Consider the following 22,821-nt stretch of genomic DNA (forward strand, 5'->3'; position numbering starts at 1 on the left):
CAAAACCAGGTTGATTGATATCTGCCACAGAAACGGCATCTACTAAACCTTGATCGTCATGGTCCTCAATCGCCGCTTTGATTTGCAGAAACTTATACCGCTTGTTGGCCAAGCCTCTTAAGGCGATGGCCTCTCCATCATTAATCCGCGTTCGATCGCCGTAAGCCCTACCAGCTCTAAACATTGTGTAAAGTGCGTAGTCACGATCAAACTCTGGTACATTTTTAATAGTTGCAAGCGCTTCTAATTGTTGACGAATATTATTGAATTCATTAGAGGGCGGGAAAACAGAAGTGTCTCTTGCATCAATAATTGCCTGAAGTTGTACTAAATCATTCTCAGTAGCGCTCTTAAGTAGAGTTTTATAATAACCCAAATATGGATCTGGCATATTTATTCTCCCGTATACGAAGGGTTTCTGTACCTATATTATAATAATAGCCCATGGCATTATTCATTAAACTTCACATCGTTATAAAATTTGTTCCCATTGCACCTATTTATCTCATTGCTATTTTTTAATGGAATTACTACCTTGTGACAACACCGGTCCTTCGATTTTTTTATTTTTATCATTCGGTGTTTTTATACCACTTAAGTTCTCTTTATAATCAGAAACGGTCTTCTTGCTTGTAGTATCCAATTCTTCTCTTTTTCTTTTGTCCATAATGCTCTTAAAATCCGCTACTTGCTCTGCAATATGGCTTTTGGCCGTACCTTTAAATACGCTCTCATAAACAGATTCCTTAGTAAAGCCTCTCCAATTTTTTTCGACACTGGGGTTCCATGCGGCTGTATTGCGGACGGAAAATTCTATTTTACTTTGAGAAAAATTAGGATGGTGTTCACCAAGTACAACTAATGCAGTCCATAAATATTGCAATTCCTCTTCTTTTCCTTTAACCCCTTTCAATGTAATTGGGGTTTTACCATCCCAACGTTCCAGCAAATTCATTGCTGCCTCGATTGCATCTTTGGCTTTGTAGTTTGGGTCTTCAGATAAATAAAATATCTTCACTTCTTGGGGATGACGTTTATAAACCTCTGATCCCTGCAGAAGCCCGGGAACAATTTTCCCCTCAGGATGAAAATCGACAGTAAAACGGCCTTTATCGGCTTCAATTTTGTTACCCGGATTATTTTCATCGGGCTGGTAATGAACCATATCAGCGCATAGAACTTTGCCCTTTTCAGGGATTTCTTCTATTGAATAATTCGGATCTCGATTGGTACTTAACGTGGTTCCTAGCGATGTGGTTGCCGCAGGATTTAATTGCCTAGCTAAAGTTGCCACTTGATCTTTTTCTATGGCTTTATACATAACATTTGATGACTTATGCTGTAATCTAACTTTACCACTGGAAAACTCATCAATTGTTGATAACAAACCTTTTTCGCCCGAAATTTTAGCTTTCGTCGTTTTATAAAAAGCTAACTGCTCAGAAACTGCACTTTTCTCGGCTTCTAACTTTTCGCGCATCTCGGTAAATTGTCGTCTTACTTCCAGACTCTTGATGTCATTGGGTGGTTGTGGCTCTTTTGTACTCTCAAGACATGCATCCAAATCGCGTAAATTAGTCTCTAAGTGCTCTATAATCTCATCACATTGCTCAGACAATTCTTTATATGTCTTTTTCATTGCCTGAGTTCTTTCTGATGTGTTCCCTTCGAGTGCCAAGTTGTATAAGCTTGCCTGCAATATCTTATTGTCAGGAATTTTCTCAAGCTTTGCTTTATGTTCTTCAATGGATGGCTTGCTTTTTTGTAGTTCAGTTAATTCCTGAGTTACTTCATTGATAATCTTTTGTTTATTTTCGTCGTTATCTTTGTCAAATAGATTCTTTCGTTTTTCAGCTTTTATTTCACGAAATACCGTTGGAGTAAGCGCTCTGCTTAATGACTCTTTCAGTGCTTTTGATTGCTCATCGTTTGGCTCAGGAATCAACTTATCAAGAAACTCATGGACATCTTTACTCGCAACAAAAAGGGCTTCCGCCTTCTTTACATCGTCCGCTGATGCCCAAGAACCAGGTCTGCCAACTTTTAAAAATAGTTCATCAAACCTTTTCCCAGCCGGTAATATTCTAGGTTCTTGTAGTCGTTCATAGACAATAACATTGTTCTTATGATGTGCTTGAATTTTATTGGCTACTTCATGAGGATCAACCAAAACATTTGAATCAGCAGCTGTTAAATTAAACGCTTGATAAAATTCATTCTTATTGGCAGGACTCCCACTTGCGACCCAAAGTGCTTCAACCAATGTTTTATAATGATCAGGATCCGAGAAATTAAGTGCTCTATGATCAAATAAAGCTTGATTTACTGCTGCAATTTTATCGGTAGGAATATCGAGGTTGACCAGTAACTTGGCTATAACAGGATTATGAACATTCTTAAAAGCGGCATTTCTTTCATTTTCCAGTACCAGAGCGCTAACATTGAGAGGTTGACCATGAGAATTAACAGTTCCCCAAAAAAACTTAATCTGTTCCAGAGTTCGCGCATTAATTACAAGATTTAAGTCATTACGCTTTTCCACTGAAAGGATTTCGACCTGCTTTTCCTCAGGCAATTGGCGAAACAAATCAATTAATGCTTTATGGGCTTCGCGTCCATAACTGCTTTGGGCTTTATCGACCAAATCCTTAAAATCTTCGATACGCTGATCACGAGCAAATGATTTAAGCTGCTCTCGAATGACGCCCTTTATATCATTTAGGTGTTCTGGCTTAAGAAAATCTAATGATAAGGAATCATTTCCATTATCTATAAACCCAGCCAATCGTTTTGGTAAATCTTTGATTTTAGCTTGATCAAGCCCTTTTAAATAACCTATGTTATGAGCGTTGGAAGGAATTTTTGACAACAACCCCTTGATCATAGACACTTTAAACAAATTCAGATTATCTGTTCCTACCGCTTTATCGATAATCGCATCATGTCCTGGAATACCATTTTTTAATGCAGCTTTTAAATCGGCTTCATTATTGGCATTACAAATTGGAGCTCCTTTGGTGGTGCGCTCGCCTAGATTTAGGCCATCCTTTAATAATTTATCTTGCAAATATCGTGCACACAATTGTTGTTGTACTTTTGCGCCTAATACGGCTTTATCTTCTTTAAGTGTGTCTTTTACAGCAAGGAATTCTGGCTGATTTAACAAGGTATTAAGGAACCCTTCTGGGCTGGCAATTCCTAACATTGGGGTTTTGCTTGATAGCCAGGTATAATCCAGTGTGCTAAGAATTCGGTTAAATTCTTCCAGGGCAGCAACTTTTTTTAAGGCATCACTACGTTCTTGAGCTTTATCAAACAGTTCATCGGGAAATTCTTGCTCCAAAGAAGTCAGCCCTTCTGCTGGAAAACCCAGTGCCTGTGCAGCCACTTTAAATTGGGCTAGGTCATTCCTGGCGCTGATTAAATCATCGAGTAATTTTGGATTCTGGAGGTCTGGTTTAGCGATTAATTGAAATAATAACTGTTTCGCTGCCTGTTGTTGAATTCGAATCACCGCTTCATCAGTCAAGATATCCCTGGAATCATTGGTACCTGGATGTCCTGGTGTAGCATGAGGTGCCGTTGCATGCCATCCTTGAGGCTCAGGCATCTCAGGGACTACCTTTTTCGTCAAATAAGCCCTACACTCATCAGAATTATATTTTAAAATATTAATTAAAACTTCTTGATCGGTAACTGCACTCAGACCAAAGTGAATGCGTTGTTCTGTAGCCGCTTGTTTGATTTTTGCAAAACTATCAACCCGATCCGTTGAGTCTAAAAAAGTTTCGTCATTTAGATAATCATCAGCATCGGCTCCCGCCAAAAACCTTGGATTTGTAGATTCCCAAGTATCAATTCCATCCGGCCTTATGCCAAACTCTCTTCCCCATAAAACCCGATGTTTTGTAACTGCTTTACGTAAATTTACCGGATCACTCAAATCAACCGAGATTAATTCATCTAGTGCATGGCGTGCTAAATCCCCTTTTGATAACAACGCAGGATTATTTATTGCAGCTAAAAGAGAGTTGTTCTTAGGCATAATCAAACCATTAAAACCATTATCTGTATATTTTATGCTAAATTAATTAAATTATCCTTAAGTATCACATTAAATAATTACATCTTGCTTGAAGAAAGACCGTAAGATGGACTAACGTATAACATTAGTATAGCAAGATAAAGGGATTGAAATGATGAAAATTATACTTTGGGGACTATTATTTGCATTCATAAATTTTGCTTATGCTCAAGGTTGCGTCATTGGTGAGATTCCTTCACAACCCCGTTACGTCTGTTTTGATGGCAAAACATTGCAGCTTGCAGAGGATGGCCATTATCGCTGGAATGCCAAAAGAGGCTGTTTTGTCAGCGCTGTTCCCTGCTGTGCGTATAAAGCCACTCATTATGCATTTTACCCCGACCCCACCAAGATTGGCGCCGCATATGCCCGTTGCCGCCATGATTACCCATTCCACCTGGGAGAAATGCAAACGCATTAATCTCTAATCGTCGACGTTTCAGGTATCGCAAACCTGGGGTATCATCATCTTTTTTAAAACACGATTTTTTAATAACCAATGCCAACATTAATACTTCATTTTGTTCAAAATTGATGTCATTCCCGCGCAGGCGGGAATCCATCTCACAAACAAAGTAATGAACTAACTTGATGGATAGATTCCCGCCTGCGCGGGAATGAGACATAGAGCATAAACAATTTGTCCGCTAATGGACCCAAATCGGCTCAAAAAAAGGTGATGATGTCTCAGTTATTATAAACCCGGGCTACATTGCGTGACACGGCTCTTGTAACTCGTATGTCGAGGAGGCTTCGGTTTGCTTCGCACAAGAAAAGAATGAAAAAGAATTGGATTCTTTGGCTTGATGACGCTCTAAAGCCCGGTTAATCAGGGTATTGATTTCCCATTGAGTAGAACTCCAACCATATAATCCCCGTAACTGGCGAATAATCCATAACTTGCTGCGTAGCTGGCGTATGTATTTCACTCCCGCCGACTCTTCTTCAGATGAGTAACCATTTATATCGTCTCCTAATTGATGCAGTCTGTTCTCAAAATTAGGATGATTTTTATTCACTTCAATAAAACGTTTCACGCATTCTAGAGCTAAATTCTTTTGAAATTTAAGGCAAAAACGATGATCCTCCCCTATATCTCTTAAAATCCGTTTAAACGATCGATAACTCATATTGGGTTTTATTCCTTCCAAATAAGGATTTTTAAAAGTATATGCCTTAACTAAAGGCATAACGCCAGAATCCCTATATTTTCTGGTTATATCCGCCCCATTTTTTATTAAATGCTGGATGATTAATATTCCATTGTTCTGTACATCATGCGCATCAATCGCTCCAGCTCGAACTCGTTCCGTCACAAGATCTAAAGGAGTTTTACCTGCTTTGTTTTTTACATTAATGAACTCACCGAACATACTTAAAGTTTCTTCATAGCGATACTCACCCAGCCTAATTGCTGTATGTAAAGGGGTATCTCCTTGCTCAAACCCACCCGCAGCGTTACATAGCTTCTCGTACTGACGAAAAGATTCACGAACCTTATTTACAAGCACTTCAGTGACCAAATGTGGTGGTATGATTTCTTTCAATAAAACCCGAGTTTGTTCTTTATCTAATTTACATACGTAATTTCGAAAATCGTTTATCGAAAACAACGCAGCACGCAAACGCGCAAGCCTTGCAATAGTGGTTTGGGTCATTAAAGCGACTTCGGCGCGATCAGATGCGTTCTCCATCTGCGCACAATCTTGTAATGTCTGCGCAATCAGCTCATTCGGAATTAAAATATGTTTATAAAAAGATTTCCATTTCGCGTTGATAAACTGAGAATTATGACTTAGCAGCGAAAATGCATTGATATCGGCATAATTATGGTATTCCTTATTGTCAAAAGGATTAGCAATATAACTAAATTTTGTTGGCCAATAGGAATTAGAAGAGTTGGTTAAACAGGTTAGAGACTTGAGATCATTGACTGTGATATCAAACGCATGCGCACCGTGCATTAAGTGGAATGGCCGGCGAGTATGAAACCCCATGATGCTGTCCACAAACATCAAATCATGATCGATTTTAAAAAATACCACCTGAGGCTTACCATTGCGCTCTACCAGATAAAAACCATAATTTCCTTTATGCAAATCATCCTCTTCCAAAGTATAAGAAGTCGCGAGGATGCTGGCTAAAGATTCGTAATCAATGGTTAAATCTCCATCCATCTCCGCTTCAACTATGCGCGCAAAAAAACCCTGCGGCAATTTATCTAGAAAATAAATAGGTATTTGGGTAGGATCATTGGGTCGTAAAGGTGTAGAGGCACAACCTGTATTGGGATCATTTAAAGTATAAAAGTCATGCTCGAAACGCTCTTTGTTTGCTATAACATAGCAAAGATGCTGAACAGCCAAACCAAGAATGTTTTTATCATCATCCACTACCAGATTGTTGGATGGCGTTAGATCGGAAAATAAAAACAGGCGAGCCAATTGGCTAAACATTACTTCCAAACGAGAAAATTCCGATCGACCGTACTTGTTCTTTTTATAAATGATTCTGTAGGGTGGTTTTTCGCGATTAGCAGGAGTATATACCGCTTTTAGATACGCCTCATGGCCCGATGCATGTGAAGCCGGCCCTAAGGTAATATCTTTAATATGAAAAAATGCAGGCATGGACCATAAATCGGAGTCAAATTGCGCTAAATTTTAACACGAAGCCCAAAAAAATCAATTCTCATCGATTGTCAGATTATCATCCTGTGAATCAAAGTCTGCGCTGCTGTTTAAACGAATTTGCAAACCAACATTATTTTTGGAGTCAGCATACTTAATTGCATTTTCCTGGGAAATTACCCCATTTCGATATAATTTTAATAAAGCCTGATCAAAGGTCTGCATGCCCTGTTCGGTGCTTCGTTCCATGGCCTCTTTAATGTCATCAATTTTTCCTTTCTCAATCAAATCAGAAACATAAGGGGTATTTAATAATAGTTCTACAGCTGCCATACGTTGATTGTTCACCCCAGGAATAAGGCGCATTGAAATAATAGCTCGCAAATTAAGCGACAAGTCCATTAATACCTGTTTTCTTGCATCTTCAGGGAAAAAATTGATAATTCGATCCATTGCCTGATTTGCATTATTGGCATGGAGTGTCGAAATACATAAATGTCCTGTTTCTGCATAGGCAATGGCATGCTTCATGGCATTACGCTCACGAATCTCTCCGATTAAAATCACATCCGGAGCTTCACGCATTGCATTGATTAAGGCATTATCATAGCTCATTGTATCAATACCCACTTCACGTTGATCGACTATCGATTTTTTATGCTGATGAATAAATTCGATTGGGTCTTCAATGGTTAGAATATGCCCACTTTGATTTTCATTGCGATAATCAATCATCGCCGCTAAAGTTGTTGATTTACCCGAGCCTGTAGCACCTACAACCAAAACCAGGCCGCGTAACTCCATAACGATAGATTTTAAAATCAGCGGTAAATTTAACTGTTCAATTGAAGGAATTTTATTCTTGATATAACGCACCACCATAGAGATGTCTCCACGCTGGCGAAACAAATTAATTCTGAAGCGTCCAACTGAGGTAATGGAGAGCGCCATATTCAGCTCCCAATTAGCCTCAAATTCTTTACGCTGATCATCATTCATCAACGATAAAGCAATTTCTGCCATTTGTTGGGATTTGAGTGGTACCTGACCTACAGGAGAAATGACTCCTTCGATTTTAATATGTGGTGGCGCTCCTACACTAAAAAACAAGTCTGAGGCACCGCGGTCAACCATTAATTTAAAAAAAGGAGTTATATCCATATATCACCATCGTCAGAGTGTAGCCTGGGTGAAACGAAGCGGAACCCGGCATCGATAATACTACATCCCTGGGTTCTGCTTCGCTGCACCCAGGCTGCGACAAGACCATTTAAGAAATCACCAAATCACGTATCCTGCGAATTTCCAATTCATCCTGACACGTCTTTAAAAAAATCGCCTTGGCATTTTTGGCTGCCTCACTCTGCACCGGCATTAAATCAACCACTTCATAGAGGCGAGTCAAAAATCGTACACATTCCTCTTTATTATATTCTATAGATTTCATTTTGGGAGAAAGAGGTTCCTCTTTTAGACTCTTATCCTCCAATTCACGTTCCAACCCAGGATTCAGATCAAGCATTTCCTGGAAATAATTGGTATTATAAGGAGCCATAGCCAAACGCTCCGCCCCATCATTTTTATTGGGTGTCGCATTCCAGCGTTCCGCTGCTTCTATAAAGTCCTTTATGTTTTTCGGGTCTAAAAATTGAGAATAATGAACAACTCCGGCTGGAAACTGTTTCCCTAAATGATTTCTTACTTCAAATTCCTGCTCTTTTAAAAAACCTAAGAATTCCTTTTCAAAACGAACAATGCCGGGTGTTTGAGGATGAGTCACCACATCCAAAGCAATAATACGTTCATCAGAGCTACTCGTCTCCGTCGGAGATAAGCCTCCATTAGTTCCTTTCAAATAACGCACATAGACCGCATAGGTTATTGGATATTCTCCACGCCTTGATGCTTTATTTACCTGATATTCAATTTGTTGCAAAATCGCCTCCAAATGCTCTCCAGCTTTGTCGTCTTTTACAGGGATAAAATAATCCACATCTCGGAGTTTTTCGGGGAACGCTACTTGGGGATGGGTTATATGATTTTCAAAATCAACTATAGGTTTTGTTCCACGTTCTTCAATTGACTGAGCGGCAGCAATTAACATAAATTCAGGCAATAAACCCTTTAAGTCCGAATTAACCAAAAAATCCATTAAATCTTCACCCAATCTTAATCCCAGCTCTTGAACAAAAGAAGTGCTTGTTGGCGAATAGGTAGGTTGGCTATTTTGAGTTGGTTTATCAGTAGTGTAATTCCACATACGCACTTGCCACTGATGGACATTTTCACCCAGTATGGAAGCGCTTGGCATTCCCATAACACTTACATATTGATTATTCTTTAATATATCTCCTAGTTTGCCGTTCATTTCTTCGGTATTGTGAAATACGGCGATGGTTTCACGTAAATTGTAAGCCTTCACCACGCGCATTTTGACACTAAGAATTACTCCTAAAAAACCGCTATGTGCTGCACACAAGGTTTGAAAATCAGGATGGTCAGGAGTTAGTTCACGAATGGTTCCATCCATATCACAAACTCTGATTGATTCAATCAAGCCACTAACAGCCGGCTCATCACGGCCAGTACCATGCCCTCCAGGACCGAGCAATCCTACCAAACTTGCCCAACTCAACATACTAAGCGTCGATGAAGATAAATTATTTTTCCGCAAAAATTCTGTATATTCGGCTATTTGCATTCCAGCACTCACTTCGACCAAAGAAGCAGGAAGCTGATGAATTGGATTGTCAGGATTAAGCCATGTCGGTTTCGTATTAAGAGGCCCAAGGACCTTCGCTTTATGGAATTTCTTTTTAAAGCGAAGAATTATGTCGGTACCTTCACTTTCAGGTGACGTTCGTCCTCCAACCACTTCTGAAAAAGAAAAACTGCCTTTAGCATATTCCTCTTCCTGAACTTTGGACCACGGAAATAAGCAACAGCCTACACTTTTGTCTTTATCTTCCCAACCGGCAGTCGCTCGTAAGGTAATTTTATCTTTTGGAGTCCGATTATCATTCATCCGTTTTACTTCTTTCATGATTAATTGGACTTGCGCTTCACTGTCTACATCAACAACCACTGCTGAGGGATTACGTACGTTCCCCATAAAATTCGTCCAACCCTGACGATAAGAAATTTTGTTGCGAGTTAGCGTATCTATAAATTCAATTTTTAGCTTGGCTGGAAAAGTCATCATTACTCCTGTTGTTGATTAAACATCAAAAAGGTAAAGACTTACTCATCCATCATGTCATAAATTCTTAAAACGTTACAATAAGACTTATTGAAGCCTTGGTGCAGACAAAGACGCCCTCCGGGTTCCGAGGTACTTCACCCAGCCTATTACCAATAGGCTACATTTTTTCCAAAACTTCGTGCAAATATTTAACAGGTTCAATTACCATTGAAGAATTATTCTGTTTCGGTGCATTGGCAAAAGGGACAATTGCTCGTTTAAAACCATGTTTTGCCGCTTCTTTCAATCGCTCTTGCCCACTTTGCACCGGTCTGATTTCACCAGCCAGTCCTACTTCACCAAAGATAATGGTTTCCCGATCAAAAATTCGATTGCGTAAGCTGGATACTACTGCTGCTAATAAAGCCAAATCGGACCCCGTTTCCGTCACCTTCACGCCACCGACTACATTGATGAAAATATCCTGATCGTACGTAGCAATTCCTCCGTGTCGATGTAAAACAGCAAGTAAAATAGCCAAACGATTGGATTCCAGACCAACCGTCACCCGCTTGGATTGCTGCCCATGTGCTTCATCAACTAGAGCTTGTACTTCAACCAGCATCGGGCGCGACCCTTCCCAAGTAACCATCACGGCACTACCTGCAGTAGGTTCTGGTTGACGCGATAAAAAAATCGCTGAAGGATTCGCGACTTCTTTTAATCCTTTGTCCGTCATCGCAAACACACCAAGCTCATTGACTGCACCAAAACGGTTTTTAATGGCACGAATGACTCTAAACCGACTGTCACTTTGGCCTTCAAAATATAAAACACTGTCTACCATATGCTCTAAAACTCGTGGACCTGCTAAAGCACCCTCTTTGGTTACATGTCCAACCAGAAACACTGCGGTTTGGGTTAGCTTGGCAAAACGAACTAATTGTGCTGCCGATTCACGCACCTGGCTTACCCCTCCAGGAGCAGAACTAATCGTTTCCGTGAAAATAGTTTGGATGGAATCGATCACAATGACTTTAGGATGTTCTTTTTGTGCTTGCGCAATAATTGATTCAACCTGGGTCTCGGCTAAAAGTCTTAAACCCGCCAAAGGCAATCCCAGACGTTTGGCACGCATGGCTACCTGCTGTAAGGATTCTTCACCAGTGACATATAAAACAGTTTCTTGCATGGAGAGGTTAGCCAAGGTTTGCAATAACAAAGTAGATTTGCCGATGCCCGGATCGCCGCCAATTAGCACTACAGAGCCATAAACCAATCCCCCACCAAGTACTCTGTTCAGTTCAGATAAACCACAATCCATACGCACTTCTTTATCCATAACCACATCTTCTACAGCGGTGATTACTGAGCGTTGATTCACCCAAGAACCACTGCGCGAATTCCGACTCACCGGCATCCCTTCTTCCGCGATCGAATTCCATGCCCCACACTGCGTGCATTGTCCAGCCCATTGCTTAAAAATTGCGGCACATTGACTGCATACAAATTGGGTTTTCGTTTTCATACTTGTTCCATCCGATTCAGTTGTCGTTAATATACACGATTTAATCTATCGAATCTTCATTAGGCATCTCCTGAACACTGCGGAGAGAAACCAGGGAATACAATTCAAATAAAATTAATTTACTTACATTGAATCCTGACTACAACTTAGTATAATCAGTACATTTTGCACAATCAGGACAAAATCTATGAGCCAAGGTATGCATTTTGAGCAGTCGATCACGGAACTAGAAGAAATTGTCAGGCAACTGGAAAAGGGCGAACTCTCTTTAGAAGACTCACTGAAACAATTTGAAAAAGGAATTAGCCTGGCGAGACGTTGTCAGGATGTGCTCCAAAAAGCCGAACAGAAAATAGAAACATTAACCTCTGCAGAACCCAGCTCGGATGAACAATTAAGTGATAAGTAATTACATAAAACGGCACGAAGAATTTCTACAGCAAATCATCAATGACGCGTCTATACCTGCAACAATGATACGTTCTGCAATTAATTATTCTCTATTTCCTGGTGGAAAGAGAATCAGACCGGTTTTGGTTTATTTAACCGGAGACTTGCTCGATCTTGATTTAAAAATTCTTGATGTTATTGCTGCAGCGATTGAATTAACGCATTGTTATTCTCTAATTCATGATGATCTCCCGGCCATGGACAATGATGATCTTCGTCGTGGTAAACCGAGTTGTCATAAGGCTTTTGATGAGGCAACAGCGATTTTAGCCGGTGATGGCATGCAACCCTTGGCCATTGAAGTCTTGTTAACTCACCTTTCGCCACTGATCCAACCTCAACAAGTCATTGCGGTTACTCTTGAGCTTGTTAAAGCCAGCGGCATTAGTGGGATGGTAAGTGGGCAAAGCCTGGACTTGTCTGAATTAGCCAAATCGTCTACCGGCGAAAAACAGCTTAGAGAAATTCATTATCTTAAAACCGGGCGACTTATCTTAGCGTGCATTGAAATGGTCCTGAATGCCCGTACAGCATCCGAAGCATATCAAGTCGCTTTACGGACTTACGCCAGTCATTTAGGTCTTGTTTTTCAAATGCAGGATGACTACTTGGATCATTATGCTCCTACTGACTTGGGTAAAGGACGCTCCTCTGACTTGGCAAACCAAAAAACCACGTTTGCAACTCTATATTCCAAAAATAAATTGGAAGATAAAATCAACTCACATTATCAAATTGCCTTCGATGCACTAAAAATATTTGATCGAAAAGCACTTGCATTGATTGACTTAACCAGGAAATTACAAGAACGTAGCAAATTAGACAGGTAACCTGGGTTGCGCTACGCCCCTCCCAGGCTATAATTACAATCCAAAAATCAATCCGTGGCCTTAATTGAAAGGAGACAGGTATGTCAACCGCAATCGTGTGGTTTCGCCAAGACTTGCGCTGTCATGATAATCCAGCGTTGTATGCAGCCTGTAATAATCATCGCGCACTCATTCCTCTTTATATTTTAGAAGAGCCCAGCGAATCAATCGGTGGATCGCAAGGTTGGTGGCTACATCATAGCCTTTCCAGCATGCAAAAAGAATTGAAAATTCATGGCCTGGAGCTATGCCTGAAGAAAGGAAATGCATTACTGATTTTAAAAAAACTCATAGAACATCATGCAATTACTGAGGTTTATTGGAATCGATGTTATGAGCCAGAACATATTGCGCGTGATACTCACATTAAGAACGAGTTGACCACCCTAGGGATAAAAGTAAACTCATTTAACGGGCGCTTACTAAATGAACCTTGGACCATTAAAAATAAAAATAATGAGTACTTTAAAGTATTCACTCCATTTTGGAAGCAATGCCTAAAGCAAATTGAAATACCAAATACTCTTGTTATTCATGACTGGCCTGATAGTCCTGATATTACTTCGGACAATATATCCAACTGGAACCTTTTACCTAAAAAACCTGATTGGGCAAAAGAATTTCATGATTTTTGGGAGCCTGGTGAGGTCGGAGCCCTGAAAAAACTGGAGCTTTTTATTCAACATCATCTGCAAAATTATAAAAAATATCGTGACGAACCAAGCAAAATAGGTACATCGCGTCTGTCACCTCATTTACATTTCGGCGAAATTAGTCCCTGGCAAGTATGGCGGGCAATCGAACAAGTCCAGTTTCAACAAAATTTTGACCCTGGCTCAGTCGAACGTTTTCAAGCGGAATTAGGCTGGAGAGAATTCTCCTACTATTTACTTTATCACGTCCCAAGTTTGCCTCATGAAAATTTTCGCCGAGAGTTCGATGCTTTTTTATGGCAAAATGATAATGAACAATTGAAACTCTGGCAAAAAGGGTTAACCGGTTATCCCATTGTTGATGCTGGAATGCGTGAATTGTGGCGGACTGGTTATATGCATAACCGAGTACGAATGATTGTTGCCTCCTTTTTGGTCAAAGATTTATTAATCGATTGGCGAGAAGGAGCGAAATGGTTTTGGTATACACTTCTTGATGCCGATTTGGCAAGTAATTCTGCAAGTTGGCAATGGGTAGCTGGCACAGGTGCAGACTCCGCACCTTACTTTCGCATTTTTAATCCCATACTCCAAGGAGAAAAATTTGACCCCCAAGGCAAATACGTTAAAACGTGGGTACCAGAATTAGCAAAAGTTCCTAATCAATGGGTTCACAAGCCTTGGGAAGCACCTAAAAATGAGCTACTCATTACCCTTGGCAAAGATTATCCTTTTCCGTTAGTAGATCATAATCTAGCAAGGAAAAGAGCATTGCAACTGTATCAGGAAATTAAGAGAACATAAGTATTCACATAGATATGTGACAATACAATACTAAAAGCAGGAGCCCTTCATCGTAAATTCTAAAGGATGACGGGACTCTTCAATGCGTTTTGTCTAAGCGAGGCATCTAACTTTTGCGCCTCATTATTTGCGAAACAGGAATCATGGTTTCTACCCCAAGTTCTGTTTTTCTTTGCTCCCCTTTCCAGGCATGTCCATAAACCACTTCATAGGTCAATGGATATTTCCCTTTATCCGTTTGCAGAGTAGAATAATTTTGCTCGAATTGTTGCCAAGCTCTTTTGCCGGTTAAGCCCTGGTTTCTTTCGGGATTAATATTTTTTACTCCTTGAGCTTTTAAAGCCCTTAATAACTTGGGCAGAGTTTCATAATGCACTTCCAATAATTCCATATCGATTACTGGCTCCAAAAAGTGCTCTGACATCAAGTAATCGCCTACATCATGCATGTCAGCAAACTCATTTACATGAGCATAAGGATTCACTCCAGACCATGCGTGTTTCAATTCTTTAAAAGTATCGGGACCCAAAGTAGTAAACATCAAGCAGCCATTTGCTTTCATGACTCGATTCAATTCACGAAAAACTCGCATTAAAGAACCGCCCCAGTGAATCACTTGATTGGCGAAAATTAAATCAAATGCGCCTGAAGCAAAAGGCATATGCAGCATATCTGCAGCTACTAAAGGCCATTTGCGCCGCCAACCTTGTTTCTTTTGTGCCTGAATCAACATCAACTGAGCCAAATCCAAACCAACGACTTGGGCTTTGGGATACATTTTGGTTAATTCATAAGAAAAAAAACCTGGACCACATCCAAGGTCAAGAATACGTTGTGGCTTCATATTCAAATACTGCAATCGCTCTAATAACCGTAGTCCAATTTCTTGTTGTACTTTAGCAGCAAGTTCATATTCAGCGGCATGTTGATTAAATGCCTTGCTAATTTCGTAGATAACAGCCATTATAAAACCAGGAAAAATTAATGGATTCCAACACTCGTGCGCCAGAAAATATGGAGTTTAACACAAAGTTTGCGCTTGTACTCAATATGCGTCTTATGCAACCAATTTCATAACTGCAAAATGGCGGTATGCAACGCATGTATTGAGCTCATGACGCGCTTAGGTCCTGCTTGCCGCTACTGCGCTTATCCTTTGCCCGATACACAGCTGTTAGTCTGTGGTCGCTGTATTAAAAAAGCGCCTCATTTCGATCGTGCAATCATTCATTACCTCTTTGAAGAACCACTACGCGGCCTTTTGCATCAATTTAAATACCATAATGGTCTTTATCTTGGTTCTTTTCTAAGTCACTTAATTCTTAATTCACTCAGTCATGAAACCAGGCCTCAATGTTTAATCCCTGTTCCTATGCATCCGCAACGCATCAAAGCACGCGGATTTAACCAAGCAGCCGTTTTAGCTCGTTTACTCGCCAAAAAATTACAGTTGCCTTATGATTTAACCAGTTGTAAAAAGATCATCAATACAGATCCCCAGGCAACTCTTGATGGGGAACAAAGACAAAAAAATTTACACCATGCGTTTAAAACCCAAAAACTTCCCTGGCACCATGTTGCAATTATTGATGATCTCTTAACTACTGGCAGCACAGCAAATGAGCTGGCATCCACTCTTAAAAAATCGGGAGTAAAACAGGTTGATATATGGTGCTGTGCACGAACCGTGGGTAAATCATAAAATTGAAATCAAAATTTAGATTCGCTGCAGATCATTCATCAATAGATGGACCAATAGCACACAAAATATAATAAATACCAGTCGATGCAATAAAAGCTCCATAGGTACCGAAACCGCTTTGCCGCGGACTTTTTCAATGAGCGCATATACTATAGAACCTCCATCCAGACCTGGAATAGGAAACAGGTTAATCACTGCAACGGCAAAACTTAAGGTGGCTATAAAAAATAGAAAAACAGCCACTCCCTGGGTGAATGAAGCTACTGACGCGGCAAAAATACCTAGAGGCCCTAACAATACTGAAAAAGGAATTACTCCAGTAAGTAATTGTTTCAAGATCATTAGAAAAAAATAAGCCATATTGCCCATGTACTCATTGGTTTTATGTATTGCATCCATAAGGGATGAAGCGCGCAATGTGTTCTTTGGCGCAGATAAATTAGGTTTAATCCCCAATTGCGTCAATAAAGATATTTTTACCCCGTGAAACTGCTGATGGCTTAAGTCAAGAATTGTCTTTGATTCTTTACCATCAGCCCGAGTAAGCGTAACCGGAATATTGTCCTTTCCCCATAAAATCACTAAACGCATCCCCACATCACTCCAGGTCGGGGTAGCAGAACCGTCAATCGATTTAAATTTATCGCCAGGAAGCATTCCCATTTGCGCTGCAGTACTATTGGGGAGTACTTCTTTGATTTCTGGCAAAGTATACGCAAGACCTATGCTATACACTAAAACAAAAGCGAACCATGCTGTAATCAGATTTGCCGCCGCTCCGGCCAATAAAATAAGAATACGCTGCCAAATCGGTTTTTTATCAAAACATACAGCATGCTGTTTCGGAGGAACTGGACTGATTCGTGTATTTTCTAATTGGACGTAGCCCCCTAACGGAAAAAATGCCCATACCCATTCACAACCACTTTGACTTTGCCAACGCAATAACGGCTTGCCAAAACCTATAGAAATTTTTTTGATTCTTACTTTAAAAATGCGTGCAACTAATGCATGCCCACCCTCATGTATTCCAACAACCAAAATTAATGTAAGAATAATGGCGATAATTGCCAAAAACATAAGCTACTCCTTCACCGAGGACGTGTGTTATCAACGATTAATTGCAATACAGGCGTTCCTTTTCTACCATTGAGTTCATAACCTTGCCGATAAACTTCAAAAATACGATACGCCTGATTCGATTCACTATCAACTAACTCAACGTCATCTCCCTGTTCATCAATTAACGTAACTGTTAAATGAATCTCACGAAATCCAGCGATATGATATCGATCTTTAAACAATTCTAATACACGTGCCAAACTTTTTGCTGCTTCTTCGCCACTGTGTTCGCCTTGCAGGATAATATCCATGATGCTCTCCCCATAACTTGGGATTTTTGTATAAAACCCTCTAATCTTGTTAGCGGCAAAATAAAAATGTACTTTAATTTTACAGCTGGTTTTTTTTAATTGGGCTGTAGACAAAGCCTCTGTTGCGCTTCAGAATCATTGTTCCGGAATCAAAATATAGAAATAAGGCAGTATGCCCCTACAAATTTACTGCCTAATCGTTTACAATTCCACGATTAACTCAATAAATCATATTCAAATAATTTATATTCTATGGTGTTTGTTGCTTGCGGACTAAATCATAAAACTGCTCCAATAAACGTGCGTGAAAAAGTCGCCTTATCTCCGGCTACCCAGGATTCCTTGCTCCATAGCTTGTTAAATTTGCCGGAAGTAAATGAAGCGGCTATTTTATCAACCTGTAATCGCACAGAAATATACTGTGACACCCAAGATCCGCAAATCATTGCACGTTGGCTTAGCAAGGAGCATCAATTACCATTGGACGCGTTATCCCCATTTTTTTATGTGCATAAAAGCCATCAGGGAATCAAGCATCTTTTACGTGTTGCCAGTGGCCTAGACTCCATGATGATTGGTGAACCCCAGATTCTTGGGCAAATGAAACAAGCCTACCAACATGCTTGCAACCTCGGTGCAATAAAAACGGAATTACGTCCCATTTTTGAATATGTTTTTTGTGCTTCAAAGCGCGTACGAACCCAAAGTGGAGTCGGTACAAATCCTGTTTCAATCGCCTATGCGGCAGTCCAATTGATAGGACAGCTTTTTACAGACTACAAATCGCTGAATGTTTTTTTAATTGGTTCAGGCGAAACCGCTTCTTTAGTTGCAAAATACTTGCGTCAGCAAGGTGTTGAGCGTTTTATGGTTGCAAGTAGAACGTTGGAAAATGCGGAAAAACTTGCCAACTCATTTAATGGAAAAACCATTCCAATCACTGATATCGCTGAATATTTACCTCAAGCAGACGTCATTGTCTCCGCTACAAATTGTCCAATCCATTTTATTAATAAAAGTTTAGTCGAAGAGGCATTAAATCAAAGAAATCATGCACCCATGTTTTTTTTGGATTTATCAGTTCCCCGAGACGTAGAAGACAACATCAAAGAATTGGGACAAATACAACTTTATAACATCGATGATTTGCAATTCATGATTGAAAAAGGCATGGAAGAAAGACGCCATGCTGCATTACATGCAGAACAATTAATCGATGAGGAATTAAATAAATACATCCGTAAGCATCGTTCACTCAAAGCCAAAAAAGTCATTTGTGATTACCGCAGTCAAATGCAAGACTTGGCACAAAAAGAGTTGCAACGCGCTTTGAAAAAGCTTTCTGCCGGACAATGCCAGCAGGTCGTTTTAAATGAATTTAGTGAACGCTTGGTTAATAAACTTACACATAACCCTACTGCTGGTTTAAGGCAAATCGCTAAAGATGGCCGGGAAGATTTATTTACTTTGGCACAATATCTTTTTAATACAACAACACATCAATCATCCTATGAAGAAATCTCTTGAAGTTAAACTGCAACAAATGCTCGAGCGATATCAAGAAGTAGGTCGCTTGTTATCAGAGGCATCAGTTATTGCGGATCAGAATCAGTTTAAAACTCTTTCTAAAGAATACGCTCAGCTAGAGCCGGTAGCGACATGTTATGAAACCTACGTTGAGGCCAAAAACAATTTGGCTTCATTGAACGAAATGCTCGAGGGAGATGATAAAGAGCTGGCCTCAATGGCTGAAGAAGAATTGGCAGGTGCTCAAAAGCAAATTGATGAGCTTGATGAACAATTACAATGGCATTTGATTCCCAAAGATCCGGATGATGAACGTAACATTTATCTCGAAGTCAGAGCAGGAACCGGCGGCGATGAGGCCGCAATTTTTGCTGGGGATCTTTATCGCATGTACAGCCGATATGCAGAAAATCAAGGCTGGCAACAAGAGTTAATCAGTGCCAACCACGGTGAGCATGGTGGATATAAAGAAATTATTGTGCGTATTAGTGGTAATGCGGTGTACTCACAACTTAAATTTGAATCCGGAGCACATCGTGTACAACGTGTGCCTGAAACCGAATCGCAAGGTCGGGTACATACCTCTGCATGTACTGTAGCTATTATGCCTGAGGTGGATGAAATTGATGACATTCAAATTAATCCCGATGACTTACGAATTGATACATATCGATCTTCAGGGGCTGGAGGTCAGCACGTCAATAAAACTGATTCCGCGATACGCATCACGCATATCCCAACGGGTGTAGTAGTAGAATGCCAAGATGAACGCTCCCAACATAAAAATCGCGCCAAAGCCATGTCTTTACTTAAAACCCGCTTGCTGGATGCCGAGCAAAGCAAACAAAAGAAAGAGCAAGCGCAAACTCGTAAATCATTGGTGGGAACAGGCGATCGTTCTGAGCGAATTCGTACTTATAACTATCCACAAGGCCGACTGACAGATCATCGGATTAATTTGACGATCTATCAACTTGGTGACGTGATGGAAGGAAATTTGGCATTAGTTATCGAACCATTAAAACGCGAGTACCATGCAGAATTACTCGCAGAACTAGGACGAAATGATTAGTATTCGCACCGCTCTGGGAAAAACTCCAGATCTGGAAACAGAGATTTTACTCTGTCATGCTTTAAAGAGAACCAGGACATACCTTTTTGCACATCCTGAAGAATTACTCAGTTCAGAACAATGGGAACACTTCCAAAGTTTAATGGCTCAAAGAGCCCAAGGAATTCCTATTGCCTATATCATCGGCGAACGCGAGTTCTGGTCACTTAATTTAAAAGTTAATAGGCATACCTTAATTCCACGACATGAAACAGAGCGATTAGTTGAATTAGCTTTGGAGCTTATCCCCAATCGCCCAGATACCTATGTTCTTGACTTGGGTACTGGCAGCGGGGCCATCGCCTTAGCCCTTGCTAATGAACGACCTCATTGGCACATTGTTGCTGCAGATATCAGTCAAGAAGCTTTAAAGATTGCAAAAGAAAATGCACAAAGCCATAAAATAAGGAATGTAAGTTTTTATCTATCCAATTGGTTTAGTAACCTTCCTCGACGCCAATATCACGCATTGGTTGCTAATCCACCGTATATTTCAGAGCACGACCCTCATTTGCAACAAGGCGATTTACGATTTGAACCGCAAAATGCTTTAGTGAGTAGTCAAGAAGGCTTAGCTGATCTACAATGTATTATTAAACAAGGTTATGACTACCTTTTACCTGACGGCCTGATTTTGCTAGAACATGGGTATGATCAAAAATTAGAAGTACAGACTATACTAAATGAATTACAATATAAGAACGTACAATGTTGGCATGATATTCAGGGAAATGACAGAGTAAGTGGGGGTTGGCGATAATTTTATTGATGATACAATCGTTTTTTGGTATACCTAACCGCTTTCTGTAAACCCAGGTAGTACATGAGTTGGGAACGGAGGCTAAAATGACCGAACAATTAATTGATAAAACCAATGAGAGACGACACAACGTGAAAAATGACGCAATAGGTAGCATGGGAATCACCCCCTATAAGGAAGCCCCTGGTGAAGAATATATGAATGAAAACCAGTTAGCACATATTGAAAAAATATTGCTAGCTTGGCGTCAATCGTTGATGGAAGAAGTCGACCGCACAGTGACGCACATGAAAGATGAAGCGGCTAATTTTCCTGATCCTTCAGATAGAGCCAGCCAGGAAGAAGAATTTAGCATCGAATTACGTACTCGTGATCGTGAGCGTAAATTGATTAAGAAAATTGAGGATGCCTTAGAGCGTTTGAGAAATGAAGATTTCGGCTATTGCGAAGCATGTGGTATCGAAATCGGCCTCAAACGTTTAGAAGCAAGACCTACAGCAACTTTATGTATTGATTGTAAGACCTTGTCCGAAATTAAAGAAAAACAAAATCAGGGCTCCTAACTAAATCCAGCTCTTGCAAAGCCGAGATTCATTCAAAATCAACACTTTGTTAAGAGCATTCTTAAGAAGAAATAAACCCACTGCCTTTAATTTAAAATTATGTCATTCCCGCGAAGGCGGGAATGTTCTCTCTGAATGAAATGCTGAGTCACTTTAATAGGGCGTGTTGACAATTGCTCTCTCCACCTACGTGCCTCGGCTTGTCCGAGGCATCCAGGAGATGGTGATGCTCAAATTAAAAACAAAGCTAATTTGAAAGCATTAATCCATTGGTTAATAGGAGCAAACTCATAATATAACGGTTCTGCCCCCAGGTATAAAACGAGTTTGCAATGGCTAGACTTATGCTCAGTGATGAGCTTTGGTCGAAGCTAAGAGGGATCATGCTACAACCTAGGATTTATGACAAGCCCACTCTACGTTTAATCGTTGAGGCGATATTATATCGTATGCGAATTGGTTGCCCTTGGCGAGATCTGCCAGCAGAATTTGGATGCTGGAATTCAATTTATCAACAGTTTAATCGCTGGTCATCAAAAGCCAAGTTACTTTGTATTTTCAAAGATCGTGTACACGATCCAGATCTTGAATGGCAATTTATTGATGGTAGTATTGTTCGAGCACATCAACACAGTTCTGGCGCAACAGGACATGAAAATCAGGCCATTGGAAAATCGGTTGGTGGGAATACAACAAAAACTCATATGGCCGTTGATGCCTGTAGTGTTCCAATTGAATTTGACTTAACCGGTGGTGGAGTACATGACTGTAAAGCAGCCCCTGCACTTATTGATAAGGTGCCCATTTCGGAGCACACCATCGCTGATAAAGGTTATGATAGCGAGGATGTGCGTGAGCAAATTCGAAAACAGGAAACAATGATATTGACTGGGGTCTCTATAAACATCGCCATTTGGTTGAAAACGTATTTGCTCGACTCAAACATTTTCGTGCCATTGCCACGCGTTATGATAAATTAAAACGAAACTACGCATCAATGTTAGCAATGGCATGCTCTTATATTTGGCTTCCCATGTGATCCGCTCAATTTGAATGATACTATCTGAATGAGTCCAAAGCTCGATAACAAGGAAGAAAAATGAAAGCATTTTACGTCTATATGATGGCGAGTCAGCGCAATGGTACCCTCTATGTCGGTTCAACCTCTGATTTGATTAAACGAGTTTGGGAGCATAAAAATAAGGTGATATCAGGATTTACTGCTCAATATAATGTTCATATGTTGGTCTATTACGAAACTCACTCTACTTATATAGAAGCTGCTCGACGTGAAAAACGTTTTAAAAACTGGTGCAGGCAATGGAAAATTAATTTGATCGAACAGATTAACCCTGAGTGGTTTGATCTGTACGAGGAAATTTGTTCTTAATCCAGATCGCCTGGATGCCTCGGACAAGCCGAGGCACGTAGGTGGAGAGAGCAATTGTCAACACGCCCTAATGAGTTTCTATTTTCAAGAAAACAAAGGTGAAGTCAAAAATCATTCAGCTTATTGTTTATAAACGCTGCCGAACTTAGAAAACTCTTGCTCGATGGATTTATCTGAACCCGTTGTGATCTTTTAA

Annotated in this window: 19 protein-coding genes and 1 pseudogene; 11 read left to right on the forward strand and 9 right to left on the reverse strand. The window is 40.2% G+C overall.

All coding sequences use genetic code 11. The features are described 5' to 3' along the window. On the reverse strand, positions 1 to 391 hold a 391-nt coding region (locus BW930_RS10685), incomplete at its 3' end, for a hypothetical protein (RefSeq protein WP_139325580.1). 120 nt (positions 392 to 511) lie between these two features. Beyond that, complete coding sequence (locus tag BW930_RS10690; RefSeq protein WP_058468183.1) at positions 512 to 4,045, reverse strand: hypothetical protein; 3,534 nt, start codon at positions 4,043 to 4,045, stop codon at positions 512 to 514. Positions 4,046 to 4,196: 151 nt separating this feature from the next. On the opposite strand from BW930_RS10690, the gene BW930_RS10695 reads away from it, so the two are divergent. Further along, positions 4,197 to 4,505, forward strand: coding sequence for a hypothetical protein (locus BW930_RS10695; protein WP_058468182.1), 309 nt, complete (start codon positions 4,197 to 4,199; stop codon positions 4,503 to 4,505). 286 nt (positions 4,506 to 4,791) lie between these two features. Here BW930_RS10695 and ankK read toward each other — a convergent pair whose 3' ends face one another. From ankK to radA, 4 genes are all read right to left on the reverse strand, one after another. Beyond that, a complete protein-coding gene (ankK, locus tag BW930_RS10700; RefSeq protein ID WP_058468181.1) occupies positions 4,792 to 6,714 on the reverse strand; it encodes a Dot/Icm T4SS effector AnkK/LegA5 in 1,923 nt (640 codons plus the stop codon). Between the two features lie 54 nt (positions 6,715 to 6,768). Then, on the reverse strand, positions 6,769 to 7,875 hold the full coding sequence (locus BW930_RS10705) for a PilT/PilU family type 4a pilus ATPase (protein ID WP_058468180.1): 1,107 nt from the start codon (positions 7,873 to 7,875) through the stop codon (positions 6,769 to 6,771). A gap of 109 nt (positions 7,876 to 7,984) precedes the next feature. Beyond that, a complete protein-coding gene (locus BW930_RS10710) occupies positions 7,985 to 9,913 on the reverse strand; it encodes an FAD-binding oxidoreductase (protein ID WP_058468179.1) in 1,929 nt (642 codons plus the stop codon). 160 nt (positions 9,914 to 10,073) lie between these two features. After that, positions 10,074 to 11,423 (reverse strand): DNA repair protein RadA, encoded by a 1,350-nt coding sequence (gene radA / locus BW930_RS10715; RefSeq protein WP_058468178.1) that lies wholly within the window; start codon positions 11,421 to 11,423, stop codon positions 10,074 to 10,076. A gap of 187 nt (positions 11,424 to 11,610) precedes the next feature. On the opposite strand from radA, the gene BW930_RS10720 reads away from it, so the two are divergent. The 3 genes from BW930_RS10720 (at position 11,611) to BW930_RS10730 (ending at position 14,199) form a co-directional block, all read left to right on the forward strand. Continuing rightward, a complete protein-coding gene (locus tag BW930_RS10720; RefSeq protein ID WP_058468177.1) occupies positions 11,611 to 11,832 on the forward strand; it encodes an exodeoxyribonuclease VII small subunit in 222 nt (73 codons plus the stop codon). After that, the gene (locus tag BW930_RS10725) at positions 11,822 to 12,703 is read left to right on the forward strand and encodes a polyprenyl synthetase family protein (RefSeq protein WP_058468176.1); all 882 of its coding nucleotides are present in this window, start codon (positions 11,822 to 11,824) and stop codon (positions 12,701 to 12,703) included. The genes BW930_RS10720 and BW930_RS10725 overlap by 11 nt, the downstream gene beginning before the upstream one ends. An 80-nt stretch (positions 12,704 to 12,783) precedes the next feature. Further along, the gene (locus BW930_RS10730; protein ID WP_058468175.1) at positions 12,784 to 14,199 is read left to right on the forward strand and encodes a cryptochrome/photolyase family protein; all 1,416 of its coding nucleotides are present in this window, start codon (positions 12,784 to 12,786) and stop codon (positions 14,197 to 14,199) included. A gap of 106 nt (positions 14,200 to 14,305) precedes the next feature. Here the strand turns inward: BW930_RS10730 and bioC are convergent, their stop codons facing one another. Then, positions 14,306 to 15,163 carry a malonyl-ACP O-methyltransferase BioC gene (bioC, locus tag BW930_RS10735; protein ID WP_058468174.1) on the reverse strand — a complete coding sequence of 286 codons (858 nt, stop codon included), beginning with the start codon at positions 15,161 to 15,163 and terminating at the stop codon, positions 14,306 to 14,308. A gap of 36 nt (positions 15,164 to 15,199) precedes the next feature. On the opposite strand from bioC, the gene BW930_RS10740 reads away from it, so the two are divergent. Next, positions 15,200 to 15,901 (forward strand): ComF family protein, encoded by a 702-nt coding sequence (locus BW930_RS10740; RefSeq protein ID WP_349267180.1) that lies wholly within the window; start codon positions 15,200 to 15,202, stop codon positions 15,899 to 15,901. A 15-nt stretch (positions 15,902 to 15,916) separates the two neighbouring features. Here BW930_RS10740 and BW930_RS10745 read toward each other — a convergent pair whose 3' ends face one another. Both BW930_RS10745 and BW930_RS10750 read right to left on the reverse strand, forming a co-directional pair. Then, a complete protein-coding gene (locus BW930_RS10745) occupies positions 15,917 to 16,981 on the reverse strand; it encodes a M50 family metallopeptidase (RefSeq protein ID WP_058468172.1) in 1,065 nt (354 codons plus the stop codon). Positions 16,982 to 16,992: 11 nt separating this feature from the next. Next, positions 16,993 to 17,274 (reverse strand): hypothetical protein, encoded by a 282-nt coding sequence (locus BW930_RS10750; RefSeq protein WP_058468171.1) that lies wholly within the window; start codon positions 17,272 to 17,274, stop codon positions 16,993 to 16,995. Between the two features lie 252 nt (positions 17,275 to 17,526). Between BW930_RS10750 and hemA the strand changes: the two genes are divergently transcribed. The 6 genes and pseudogenes from hemA (at position 17,527) to BW930_RS10780 (ending at position 22,625) form a co-directional block, all read left to right on the forward strand. Then, on the forward strand, positions 17,527 to 18,801 hold the full coding sequence (hemA, locus tag BW930_RS10755; protein ID WP_058468170.1) for a glutamyl-tRNA reductase: 1,275 nt from the start codon (positions 17,527 to 17,529) through the stop codon (positions 18,799 to 18,801). Further along, positions 18,785 to 19,873, forward strand: coding sequence for a peptide chain release factor 1 (gene prfA, locus BW930_RS10760; RefSeq protein ID WP_058468169.1), 1,089 nt, complete (start codon positions 18,785 to 18,787; stop codon positions 19,871 to 19,873). Before hemA ends, prfA begins: the two co-directional genes overlap by 17 nt. Further along, the gene (gene prmC / locus BW930_RS10765) at positions 19,866 to 20,672 is read left to right on the forward strand and encodes a peptide chain release factor N(5)-glutamine methyltransferase (RefSeq protein WP_058468168.1); all 807 of its coding nucleotides are present in this window, start codon (positions 19,866 to 19,868) and stop codon (positions 20,670 to 20,672) included. Before prfA ends, prmC begins: the two co-directional genes overlap by 8 nt. An 86-nt stretch (positions 20,673 to 20,758) precedes the next feature. Continuing rightward, entirely contained in the window at positions 20,759 to 21,235 is a 477-nt protein-coding gene (gene dksA, locus BW930_RS10770; RefSeq protein ID WP_058468167.1) for an RNA polymerase-binding protein DksA, read from the forward strand. A 398-nt stretch (positions 21,236 to 21,633) separates the two neighbouring features. Beyond that, a pseudogene (locus BW930_RS10775) lies at positions 21,634 to 22,274 on the forward strand (IS5 family transposase). A gap of 60 nt (positions 22,275 to 22,334) precedes the next feature. Further along, on the forward strand, positions 22,335 to 22,625 hold the full coding sequence (locus tag BW930_RS10780) for a GIY-YIG nuclease family protein (protein ID WP_058468166.1): 291 nt from the start codon (positions 22,335 to 22,337) through the stop codon (positions 22,623 to 22,625). The last annotated feature ends 196 nt before the right edge of the window (positions 22,626 to 22,821 follow it).

This window comes from Fluoribacter gormanii, assembly GCF_900156395.1.
In the GTDB taxonomy this organism is placed as follows: domain Bacteria; phylum Pseudomonadota; class Gammaproteobacteria; order Legionellales; family Legionellaceae; genus Legionella; species Legionella gormanii.

Coding starts and splice junctions, on each gene's coding strand:
- BW930_RS10690 (WP_058468183.1), bottom strand. CDS start 4,045: ATGCCTAAGAACAACTCTCTTTTAGCTGCAATAAATAATCCTGCGTTG.
- BW930_RS10695 (WP_058468182.1), top strand. CDS start 4,197: ATGATGAAAATTATACTTTGGGGACTATTATTTGCATTCATAAATTTT.
- ankK (WP_058468181.1), bottom strand. CDS start 6,714: ATGCCTGCATTTTTTCATATTAAAGATATTACCTTAGGGCCGGCTTCA.
- BW930_RS10705 (WP_058468180.1), bottom strand. CDS start 7,875: ATGGATATAACTCCTTTTTTTAAATTAATGGTTGACCGCGGTGCCTCA.
- BW930_RS10710 (WP_058468179.1), bottom strand. CDS start 9,913: ATGACTTTTCCAGCCAAGCTAAAAATTGAATTTATAGATACGCTAACT.
- radA (WP_058468178.1), bottom strand. CDS start 11,423: ATGAAAACGAAAACCCAATTTGTATGCAGTCAATGTGCCGCAATTTTT.
- BW930_RS10720 (WP_058468177.1), top strand. CDS start 11,611: ATGAGCCAAGGTATGCATTTTGAGCAGTCGATCACGGAACTAGAAGAA.
- BW930_RS10730 (WP_058468175.1), top strand. CDS start 12,784: ATGTCAACCGCAATCGTGTGGTTTCGCCAAGACTTGCGCTGTCATGAT.
- bioC (WP_058468174.1), bottom strand. CDS start 15,163: ATGGCTGTTATCTACGAAATTAGCAAGGCATTTAATCAACATGCCGCT.
- BW930_RS10745 (WP_058468172.1), bottom strand. CDS start 16,981: ATGTTTTTGGCAATTATCGCCATTATTCTTACATTAATTTTGGTTGTT.
- BW930_RS10750 (WP_058468171.1), bottom strand. CDS start 17,274: ATGGATATTATCCTGCAAGGCGAACACAGTGGCGAAGAAGCAGCAAAA.
- hemA (WP_058468170.1), top strand. CDS start 17,527: ATGGTGTTTGTTGCTTGCGGACTAAATCATAAAACTGCTCCAATAAAC.
- prfA (WP_058468169.1), top strand. CDS start 18,785: ATGAAGAAATCTCTTGAAGTTAAACTGCAACAAATGCTCGAGCGATAT.
- prmC (WP_058468168.1), top strand. CDS start 19,866: ATGATTAGTATTCGCACCGCTCTGGGAAAAACTCCAGATCTGGAAACA.
- dksA (WP_058468167.1), top strand. CDS start 20,759: ATGACCGAACAATTAATTGATAAAACCAATGAGAGACGACACAACGTG.
- BW930_RS10780 (WP_058468166.1), top strand. CDS start 22,335: ATGAAAGCATTTTACGTCTATATGATGGCGAGTCAGCGCAATGGTACC.